We start from the raw sequence: 7,806 nt of genomic DNA on the forward strand, positions 1-7,806 counted from the left end.
ATTCGGCAGGCATCGTAGCCCTTGCCGACAAGCAGCTCTATCTCGCCAAGAAGGGCGGCCGCAACCAGGTGCTCGGCCTGGATCAGACGATCTCGCCGAGCTGAGCGTCATTGGCGGAGGCATCGTCTCGGCCGGCAGGGCCAAGCGCTGCCGGCTACCTTCCTGAACTGCGTGACCGCGTCCGTACCCCCCGCATGCGATGGTCAAGCCGGTCATCCCGCATGAGTTGGGAAACGAGGACGTGACTGCGTGGCCAATGAACCATCCCAGGGTCGTCAGCGGCGGATAGATCCGTTGGCGACACGCAGCGACTTCCTCTTCGAGCACCGCCGCTACGACATCGCCAGAGAGCAGCTCGCCCACGGCACGCGTCGGCTGATCACCGAACTGCCGCCGAAAATGCGCCAGCGTAAAGTGGCTATACCCTTACCGCGGAACACGTGCTACGGTTGTCACCCTCATTACCACCCGGAGGACACCAAGATGGCCTTCAGTCCAGCCTCCCGCGTTCAGGACTACCTGGTCTTCGGCGAGTTCGGCGACGTCAACCCTTCGATCACCGACTCGTCCACCTATACTTTCCTGAGCCCGGAACGAATGGAGGAGTTGTTCGAGCACGAGATCGAAGGCTGCTTTCTCTACTCACGACACTTCAACCCGACCAACAAGTACCTCGCCAGCGCCCTCGAGCGCATGGAGGATGGCCAATCGGCACAGGTCATGGCATCGGGAATGGGGGCCATCAGCACCACGCTGATGACCCTGTGTGGCGCTGGCGACGAGATCGTTTGCGGCCGCAGCATCTACGGTGGCACCTATGCGCTGCTCAAGAACCTGCTACCGCGCTTCGGTGTAAAAACCCGCTTCGTTGACCTGCGCGACCACGCCGCCGTGCGCGCGGCGATGACCCCGCAAACGCGCGTCCTCTACTGCGAATCACTCAGCAACCCCTTGCTCGAAGTCGCCGACCTGCCGGCGCTGGCCGCCATCGCCCACCAACACGGCGCGCAGCTGGTGGTGGACAACACCTTCACGCCGATGATCCTTTCACCGCTTCGCCACGGCGCCGACATTGTCGTGCATAGCCTGACCAAGTTCGTCAACGGCACCAGCGACTGCGTCGCCGGTTGCGTCGTCTCCTCGCACGAGTTCATTGCCCGATTGACCGACATCAACGCCGGGCCGAGCATGCTCCTGGGCCCGGTGCTCGACAGCACGCGCGCGGCAAGCATCCTGAAGAACCTGCACAGTCTGCACATCCGCTTGCGTCAACATGGTGCCAACGCGCTGCACATCGCCAGCCGGCTCGAAGCACTGGGTCACGCCGTGCACTACCCGGGACTGGCGAGCCATCCGCATCACAGCTTGCTGGGTCGGCTGATGAACCCGGGCTACGGGTGGGGTGGCATGCTGACCCTGGACGCCGGCGACCTTGCCGCCGCCAACCGCTTGATGACCCTGATGCAACGCGACAAGGTCGGCTATCTGGCGGTCAGCCTCGGCTACTTCAAGACCTTGTTCAACACCCCCGGCCACAGCACCTCATCGGAGATACCGCCCGAAGAACGCGAGGCGGCAGGCTTGCGCGAGGGCTTGATCCGCTTTTCGATCGGCCTCGATGAAGATATTGCGCAGACCACGGAACGCATCCAAAACTGCCTCGTCGAAGCCGGGATCGAAGCAGCGGGCGGTGCGCGTCCCTGACCCCCCGTAGCAACCAGTGCGGCCGGGGCAACAGGCGAATCCCCGAACTGCCAGCGGCTCGAACGACGTCATGCCTTCGCGGCCGGCGTCGTGTGGGCGTAGTGACGACAAGGAACGAGCTGATGTAATGTCGGCACGGCCCACGTGGCCGCGCTTGCCAACGCCGTCGCGCAAGAGTCACCCATTAGCCCATGAGGAATCAGGCGGCGCTTGCCTGGCGACAGTTAGATTCCCTGACGATACTGCACATCGGAGAGCAGGCGGCTCATTTCCTTCTTGACCACGGCGTAGCACTCGCAGGCGCGGGTCTCCAGACCGGTTCGGTCAAGAACGGCAATGTGGCCACGCCGGTAACTGATACAGCCGGCGCGCTGCAGGTTCCCGGCCGCATCGGTAACCCCTTCCCGGCGCACGCCGAGCATGCTGGCGACCAGTTCCTGGGTCATCACCAACTCGTTCGTCGGCAGGCGGTCCAGGGTCATCAGCAGCCAGCGGCACAATTGCTGCTCAAGCGTATGGCGCCGGTTGCACACCGCCGTCTGCGCCATCTGCGTCAGCAAGGCCTGCGTGTAACGCAGCAACAGGCGCTGCAGCAGGCCGGCACGATTGAACTCCTGCAGCAATTTGTGTTTCTCCAGCCGGTAGGCGTGGCCTGCGGTTTGCACTACGGCCGAGCTCGATGTGGTGTTGCCGCCCATGAACAGCGAAACACCGACAACGCCTTCACTACCGACGCCGGCGGTTTCGGCCGTCGCGCCAGACTCGGTGACATAGTGCAGCGAGACGATGCAGGTGGTCGGGAAATAAGCGTGCTGCAACTGTCCGCCGGGTTCGTAAAGCATCTGCCCTAGAGGCATCGGAACCAGTTCCAGTTGCGCCGCCAGCGGCTCGAATTCAGCCGTCGGCAAGGCGGCGAGAAGATGGTTCTGATTCGGACTGTGCGCAGTTGACATGGCCAGGGGCCCACCCCGTGAGTTCATTTCAATACTTGCCGGTGAGTTCGACGCCGATTCCTCGGTAACCGAGGAAGCGGCAGGACTGATTGAACATCGGCTCCCCGCTGACCTGAAACTTCTGCTGCGAGCCATCGGCATTGACGCGGGTGAACACAAAGTCCAGGAAAGGTTGCCGGGCGGCAATGGTCGCCTGTAGCAAATCCCGTTCCGCCTCATTCCAGCCGGCCAATTGCTTACCGACGGCATCATCGGCATCGCCGCCCAGCTGGTCGACCCGGATTCCAAGCATCTCCAGCACCGGGCCGGAAACCTTGGTGAAGTTCATGTTCTCGTCCTGTTCCCAATACCAGTCGGAAGCCAGTTCGGTCAGGCTGCGATAGCGGGCTTCGCTTTCGCGCAGTTCGGCGGTCCGTTCCTGCACGGTCTCTTCCAGCTCCTTGCTGTAATTTTCGAGCTTCCCGTACAGCAGCCGAACTTCCAGCAGGTTGCGGATGCGGGTCTTGACTTCCAGCAGATCGAAGGGCTTGCTGATGAAATCCCGGGCACCGGCCAGCAGGGCGCGCAGCTTGTGGCCTGGCTGGGCGGTGATCACCAGCACCGGCAGAAAACTGTCCGCCGTGTTGGTCTTGAGGCCTTCCATCACCTGGAAACCATCCATGCCGGGCATCTGCAGGTCGAGCAGGATCAGGTCGTAGCGGTTTTTTCGATGCAGCGCGCAGACCTCGCGTGGATCCATGGTCGAGCTAACAGAGAGGTAAGCGGCGTCAAGCAGCATTTGCTCAAGCAGACTGACATTGGATTCCTGATCGTCAACAATCAGGATTCTGGCGCCAAGTATTTCGGATTCTGTGATCAACATGCGGATTCCTTATGGGCGGCGTTGTTGCGCTCTGCAGCGGCAAATTGCAGGGCCACATCCAGCGTAGACATGAATTCCGCAACCTTGATCGGTTTGGTGAGATATCCGAAGAATCCGGCTTCGAGCCCCTTGTCGATGTCGCGCTGCATGGCATTGGCACTGAGCGCGATCACCGGGATATGGGCTGTTGCCGGGTCTTCAGCCAGTATTCTGAGCGCCTGCAGGCCGCTGATGCCCGGCAGGTTGATGTCCATCAGGATCACATCCGGCACGGCGTCGCGTGCAATCTTGATGCCCCGGTAGCCGTCCGCTGCGCTCAACAGGTGAATATCCGGCCGCCGCGCGACGAGGTCCTCGACCAGCATCAGATTGGCCGGGTTGTCCTCAACGTAGAGCAGGGTGCGCAGCGGTGCGGCGCCTTCAACCGGCAACTGATCAGGCGCCAGCGTTTCGGCCGCAGCAGCGAGCACCTGCGGTTCAGGGATCAGCTTCAATTCGATCCAGAACACACTGCCTTCCCCGACCGTGCTCTCGACGCCGATTTTGCCCCCCATCCATTCAATCAGCCGCTTGCTCACTACCAGGCCGATGCCGGTGCCTTCAGTGTCATTTTCCTCTTGCCCAAGACGGTTGAACGGCTTGAAAAGTTGCGCAAGCTGCTGCGGAGACAGTCCTGCGCCGCTGTCCCGGACACTGATACGAATCAAATTCTGATCGATCAGGGTAGCCGTGACGCTGACCGATCCATCCTCCTTGTTGTATTTTATGGCGTTGGAAAGCAGGTTGATGAGTACCTGCTTGACCCGTGTCCGGTCGGCCTGGACAAAACACGGCAATTCGAAACGCTCGAAAGTCAGATCGATACCACTTTTTTTCGCCTGCGGCTCGATCATGGCCTCGCATTCGCACATCACTTCGCTCAGCGCGACCGGTTCCATTGACAGCGACAGCTTGCCGGACTCGATCTGCGCCAGATCGAGGATTTCATTGATCAGCTCGAGCAGATACCACCCGGCCTTGAGGATCTGAGCAATGCTTTTGTTTTGCGAGGACGTCGGCAAGGGCGTGCCGGATTCGAGGAGTTGGGCAAAACCAAGGATCGCACCGAGCGGTGTGCGCAACTCATGGCTCATGCTGGAGAGAAACTCCGATTTCGCGAGATTGGCTTTTTCGGCCACGGTTTTGGCCTTCTCAAGCTCGACGTTCTTGTCCTTCAGAGCCTGATCGAGCCGTGCCCGCTCGGTTTCGATGCGCTTGCGCGCGGTGTTGTCGGTGCCGATCAGCAGGTAGCCGATGATCGAGTTTTGGGCATCGCGCAGGGCGGTGACCGAGACCAGCGCCGGGAAGCGGCTGCCATCCTTGCGGATGTAGGTCAGCTCGTAGATGTCCTCGATGCCGCGTGAGGCCTTGAACACCAGGGCCTCGAAGCCCGGTGCAATCGGCGTTTCCAGCTCGGCGCTGAGTGTCTGTGCGCGCTCGATGACTTCCTGCGGGTCGGAAATATCCGCCGGTGTGATCTTGTTCATCACGTCGATCGCGGCGAAGCCGAGCATGCGTTCCGCGCCAACGTTGAAGATCTGAATGACGCCGCTGGCGTCGGTGGCGATACTCGAGAAATTGGCACTGTTGAAAATCGCACGTTGCAGGGCGCCGGCCTTGTACAGCGCGTCTTCCACCTCCTTGCGCGAGCTGATGTCGCTGATCACGATGCGCGTGAGCGATCCGGCATTGTCCTGTGCCGCCGTGGCTTCCAGACGCACCCAGAAAGGCGTGCCGTCCTGCCTGACCATCTGCAACTCGCACGGCGCCGCCGTACCGGTCTCACTGAGCTGTTTGCGCAGCAGATGGAAGGTATCCGCGCCTTCACTGGAAATGAATCGGGAGAAGGCTTGCTTGACCAGCTTGCCCCGGGCCACACCCAGCAAGGTGGCGGCGGTCAGGTTGGCCTCCAGGATCAGCCCCGGATTGGCCGCCGCTTCGCTCAGGGTGCAATAGCCGACCGGTGCCAGGTCGTAGAGGTCGAAATAGCGCAAGCGCGAGGTTTCCAGTGCCGCCCGCGACTGGCTCAGTTCCTCGTTCTGCATCTCCAGTTCGATCTGTTGCACCTCCAGGGCATGCTGCAATTCATAGTCATCGGTGACATTGCGGAACACCAGCACGGCACCGACCACCTGACCGTCGCGGTCGCGAATCGGTGCACAACTGTCGGCGATATCGCTCTCGCGGCCATCACGCGCAATCAGTACGGTGTGATTGGCCAGGCCCTGGATCGTGCCCTGCGCCAGGGTTTCGATTACCGGGAGGGTGGCGGGTTCACGTGTTTTCTGGCTGATGATCTGGAAAACCTCGCCCACTGGGAGGCCGATGGCCTGCGCCTGCGTCCACCCGGTGAGTTGCTCGGCAACGGGGTTGAGCAGGGTCACGCGTCCTTCGGCATCGGTGGCGATCACCGCGTCGCCGATGGAGTCAAGCGTCACCGCCAGCTTTTCCTCGCGGTCACCGATCGCGGCGTTGGCCTGTTGCAGTTGACCATTCATCGCCTCCTGAATCTCGAGCAAATGCCGTGTTTCGAGATGCATCAAATCCTTGAAGCGCTGTTGTGTCTGGCGATAGATCAACCAGGCAAAGGCAATGGCAAACAGCAAGGCCAGCAGACTGGCCGCCACAATGAGTGAAAACATGCGCCGCATTTCAGACTGGAATTCCGCTTCGCGCTGCGCCAGCAGGTTTTCTTCCAGTTCGATAAAGCCGCGCATTTCGCTACGGATCGAATCCATCAAGGTCTTGCCCTGACCGCTGCGTACCAGCGTCAGTGCGGCCGGCATCCCTTGCTGGCGACGCAATTCGATGGACTGCGACATTTCAGCCAATTTGGCTTCGGTCAATGGAGCGACGGCGTCAAGGTGTTTCTGGGTCGCAGGAAGCAAGGTCAGGTGCCGCAATTCCTGCAGACGGCCACTGAGGATAGCGCGCTGTACCCGATACAGTTCCAGAAAGGATTCGTCACCGGTCAACAAGTAGCCGCGCTGACTGGTCTCGGCATCGACCAATGCAGACAGAAAACGGCCGGCATCCGAAATGACAGCGTAGGTATGTTTCCGCACAGCGGACGCTTCTTCGATCTGCCTGAACGTCCACAGCGATAACAGAACCCCCAGCACCACCAGCAGGACCGCGGCAACGAACCAGGCCTGCGTTTTATGCGTCGCTTTCGCGAGAGAACGGCCCGCGTTCCTGCCAGCGTCCTTGTTGCTGATGGTCACTTTGAATTTTCCCCGGGCATGTCCAACCCCAATGAAATAAGCGTGAATCGGTCTGGCGCAGTGCATGACCCAAGGTTTGAGCCGTTGCTCACCTGTATAGACACTCATCCTGCAAGAGTGATGCTCCATTCAGCTAACGGTCATGAGATGTCGAGATACCCCAGATCATGAAAGTCATGACCGTCCCCCCTCTTCCCCGGCCCGCGCTGGGGAGAAGGGAAATTCGTGAGTCGCGTACGCGACTTTCACATTAACAGGCCGTGCGGCGAATCGGGTCCGTGAATGAATTCCTGGCCACGATACTTGATCATGACGGATTACCGTGCCGCGCTCAGTGCGCTGGCGCACTGAGCGTGGCACTTTCCGGAAGACTCCGGCATTGACCGACCGATCATGTTCAGAGAGATGGGGAGCCAAGACTGGCAGGTGCTATCGTCCAACCCTTCGCTCAAACGGAGCGCCGACGGCAAGCTGCCCGGCCCGCGCCCGTGACTTGTCGGTTCCCGATGGCTGCTTTCTGGTCGAGTGCTGAAAGCCTACCATCGGCCACTTCCGGTCATCGTGCCGAAAGCGCCAGCATTCCTCGGCAGTTCGGGAAGTCAGGGCACCCCCAGAAATCACGACCGGCATTCTCGCCACCCTTGGCAGTCCGCCTGAGCATGGCGCGGGAACACTTCGGGCAAGCCGGCGCCTCTGGCTGTTCGGTGGCTTCGGCTGCAGGCGTCGGTGCACTCGCTGGTGTCTCGGCTGGCGCAACGCTGGCGGCAGGCGAGAGAACCGCAGTCTCAGTAGCCTTTGCGGGTAGCAGCTCGGCGAGCCTGCGGCGAACGTCTTCGAGAGAGTAGGTGGCCTGAGCGGCGAATACCAGAAGGGGTAGCCCGGCTGCCCGGCACGCCGACTCAAGAAAGTCATCGCGCCGCTGGCGTTTCGTCTGGCTGTGCGACTTGTCGTTGAGCTCAATGACACAAAGGAGCCTCTTGCAAAACTCCTTCGCTGGAATTGCTGCGCCGCCACATTCGCTCTC

The 7,806-nt window shown here is 60.9% G+C and carries 5 protein-coding genes and 1 pseudogene; 1 reads left to right on the top strand and 5 read right to left on the bottom strand.

Annotated features, from left to right (window positions below; genetic code table 11):
- The first annotated feature begins 483 nt into the window (after positions 1–483).
- Positions 484–1,704, top strand: a complete 1,221-nt coding sequence (locus RUW20_RS11630) for an aminotransferase class I/II-fold pyridoxal phosphate-dependent enzyme (RefSeq protein WP_313952389.1) — start codon at positions 484–486, stop codon at positions 1,702–1,704.
- Positions 1,705–1,928: 224 nt separating this feature from the next.
- On the opposite strand, the gene RUW20_RS11635 is transcribed toward RUW20_RS11630, so the two are convergent.
- From RUW20_RS11635 to RUW20_RS21680, 5 genes and pseudogenes are all read right to left on the bottom strand, one after another.
- Positions 1,929–2,657, bottom strand: a complete 729-nt coding sequence (locus RUW20_RS11635) for a Crp/Fnr family transcriptional regulator (RefSeq protein ID WP_313952387.1) — start codon at positions 2,655–2,657, stop codon at positions 1,929–1,931.
- Between the two features lie 28 nt (positions 2,658–2,685).
- Positions 2,686–3,519: a response regulator gene (locus RUW20_RS11640; protein ID WP_313952388.1), complete on the bottom strand. Its 834-nt coding sequence runs from the start codon at positions 3,517–3,519 to the stop codon at positions 2,686–2,688.
- Positions 3,513–5,603 carry an ATP-binding protein gene (locus RUW20_RS11645; protein WP_409559349.1) on the bottom strand — a complete coding sequence of 697 codons (2,091 nt, stop codon included), beginning with the start codon at positions 5,601–5,603 and terminating at the stop codon, positions 3,513–3,515. The genes RUW20_RS11640 and RUW20_RS11645 overlap by 7 nt, the downstream gene beginning before the upstream one ends.
- Positions 5,604–5,639: 36 nt before the next feature.
- Positions 5,640–6,911, bottom strand: a pseudogene (locus tag RUW20_RS11650) (CHASE3 domain-containing protein); the annotation flags it as partial.
- Positions 6,912–7,338: 427 nt separating this feature from the next.
- Complete coding sequence (locus RUW20_RS21680; RefSeq protein WP_409559350.1) at positions 7,339–7,782, bottom strand: DUF2726 domain-containing protein; 444 nt, start codon at positions 7,780–7,782, stop codon at positions 7,339–7,341.
- Positions 7,783–7,806: the final 24 nt, after the last annotated feature.

This window comes from Accumulibacter sp. (assembly GCF_032229525.1).
GTDB lineage: Bacteria > Pseudomonadota > Gammaproteobacteria > Burkholderiales > Rhodocyclaceae > Accumulibacter.